The following is a 2,109-nucleotide window of genomic DNA, read 5'->3' as shown; positions in this document are numbered from 1 at the left end:
GAAGAATGGTTACGCCACCGGCCGCGTGCGGGCTGCTCGCGGCGCCGAGCCCGGCGAGCGCGGCCCCGGCGAGCGGGATGACGGCCAGCAGGACCCACAGGTTGGTCATCGGCAGCCCGAAGAGCACACAGCCGAAGACGGCGGTGACCAGGGTGCCCGGCACGGTGAAGGAGGCGTAGGCCGCCGCCGCGCCCAGCACCACGGCGGCCGGCGGCACCGGCAGGGTGGCGTAGTGGTCGAGCCCGCCGCTGGCCCGCAGCTGCCCGAAGTACTGCGAGAGCAGGTTCAGCGCCACGTAGGCGACGACCAGCACCGACGAGCCGGCCACCACGGACCGGGCCTCGTAGCCGCCCCCGACCACACCGCGCATCATCACGGCGATGCCGACGGACTGGAAGGTCGCCACGAACAGCAGCGGGATCCGCGCCACCCGGGCCCGGGACAGCTGCGCCCGGTAGACGGCCGCCAGCGACGGCCACAGCCGCGCGCGCGGCCCGAGCTCGGCCGGGCCGGACACCGTCTCCGGCACGGCCCGGGAGCCGCCGGGCAGGACCTCGGCGGGTACGGCACTCACGACGAGCTGCTCCTCTTCGCTTCGGCGGCGGCACAGACCCTTACGTGCTGCGGGGCCCGCTCGCTCACGCCTTCACCAGTCCCTGCCGGGCCTCGCCGCCCAGCGCCAGATAGACGTCCTCCAGGCTGGGCGTGGCGAGCGTGAAGTCGTCCAGGGCGGCGAAGGCGGCCCCTCCGGTCACCGTGGCGACGACGGCGCGGGCCTCCTCGGGCGCGAGCCGCAGCGTCCAGCGCCGGCCGGAGAGCGCCGCCCGCTCGCGCAGCACGGCCACCTCGGGCACCTCCAGCGGCGCCCGCTCCCGCCACACCAGCTCCACCCGCACCTCGTCGGCCACCCGCGCCTTGAGCCCGGCGGGGGTGTCGCAGGCGATGACCCGGCCCTGGTCGAGCACGGCGACCCGGTCCAGCACCGTCTCGGCCTCGATCACGTTGTGGGTGACCAGCAGCACGGTCGTGCCGTCCTCGGCCCGCCGCCGGTCCACGGCCGCCCACACCGCGCGCCGGGCCACCGGGTCCATGCCGGTGGTCGGCTCGTCCAGCACGAGCAGCGGGCGCCGGCCCACCAGCGCGGCGGCGAAGCAGGCGAGCCGCCGCTGCCCGCCGGACAGCTTCTTCAGCGCCCGGCCGGCGATCGGGGTCAGCCCCAGTTCCTCCAGCACGGCGTCCCGTTCGGCCCGGGCCCGCCGGGCGTCCAGGCCGCGCAGGCGCCCGGTGGTCTCGACGGCGAGGGAGACGGTCAGCTCGTCCAGGGCGCTGGACTCCTGGCCGAGGTAGGCGAGGATCCGGGCCGCCCGTTCGGGGTGCCGGACGATGTCGTGGCCGAGGATCTCGACGCTGCCCGCGTCCGGCCGCAGCAGCCCGGTGAGCTGCCGTACCAGGGTGGACTTGCCGGCGCCGTTCGGGCCGAGCAGCCCGAACACCTCGCCGCGCCGCACGTCCAGCTCCACCCCGTCGGTGGCCCGCACCTCGGGGGTGCCCGGCGTGCCCCGCCGGCCCCGGACGGCCGGGTAGGTCTTGCTGAGCCCGCGCACGCGTACGACCTCGTCGTACCCGAGTGCCTCTCCCGCGCGCGTCATCACAAGGGACGAGACTACGGGGTCCGGGCGCTTTACTCGCCTTTGGGGGCGGCTCCGGGGATTCAGTCGGCGGCGGGCGCGTGCTGCTCGGCCGCCGCCGGGATGTCGAACTCCCGCCAGAACCCCGCCCGGATGGCGTAACGGTCGTGTTCGTCGATCTGGTCGTCCTTGTGGGCGAGCAGTCCGAAGCGGGCCGCGTAGCGCAGCAGCTCGCCGTCGATGCGGTGCGGGATGCGCGGGTACATCTGCGACAGCCGCTGCAGGTGGCCCTGGTCGCCGAGCCGGGAGATCCAGCGGCGGGCGAAGACCTGCCCCACCTCGTACGGGTCGCCGCCGACGGTGGTGATGTCCTCCTCCCGGTCGGCCCAGCGCTGTTCGGCGGTGGTCAGCTGGGCCAGCGTCGGCAGGGAGGCGGCCTCGGGGGGCTCGCCGGCCACGCCCGGCCGGTCGACCCAGCCCT

General features: G+C 75.7%; 2 protein-coding genes and 1 pseudogene. All 3 read right to left on the bottom strand.

All coding sequences use genetic code 11. The features are described from left to right. Positions 1-574, bottom strand: a 574-nt coding sequence (locus H5J33_RS32445; RefSeq protein WP_181798302.1) for an ABC transporter permease, incomplete at its 3' end; no start/stop codon positions are given. Between the two features lie 64 nt (positions 575-638). Then, positions 639-1,649 (bottom strand): ABC transporter ATP-binding protein, encoded by a 1,011-nt coding sequence (locus H5J33_RS32440; protein WP_181798301.1) that lies wholly within the window; start codon positions 1,647-1,649, stop codon positions 639-641. Positions 1,650-1,711: 62 nt separating this feature from the next. Next, positions 1,712-2,109 (bottom strand): annotated as a pseudogene (locus H5J33_RS32435) (NYN domain-containing protein); the annotation flags it as partial.

The sequence above is a fragment of the Streptomyces sp. WELS2 genome, from assembly GCF_013870595.1.
In the GTDB taxonomy this organism is placed as follows: Bacteria; Actinomycetota; Actinomycetes; order Streptomycetales; family Streptomycetaceae; genus Streptomyces.
The sequence above is the reverse complement of the archived record's forward strand: the minus strand, read 5'-3'. Positions and strand labels throughout refer to the sequence as shown.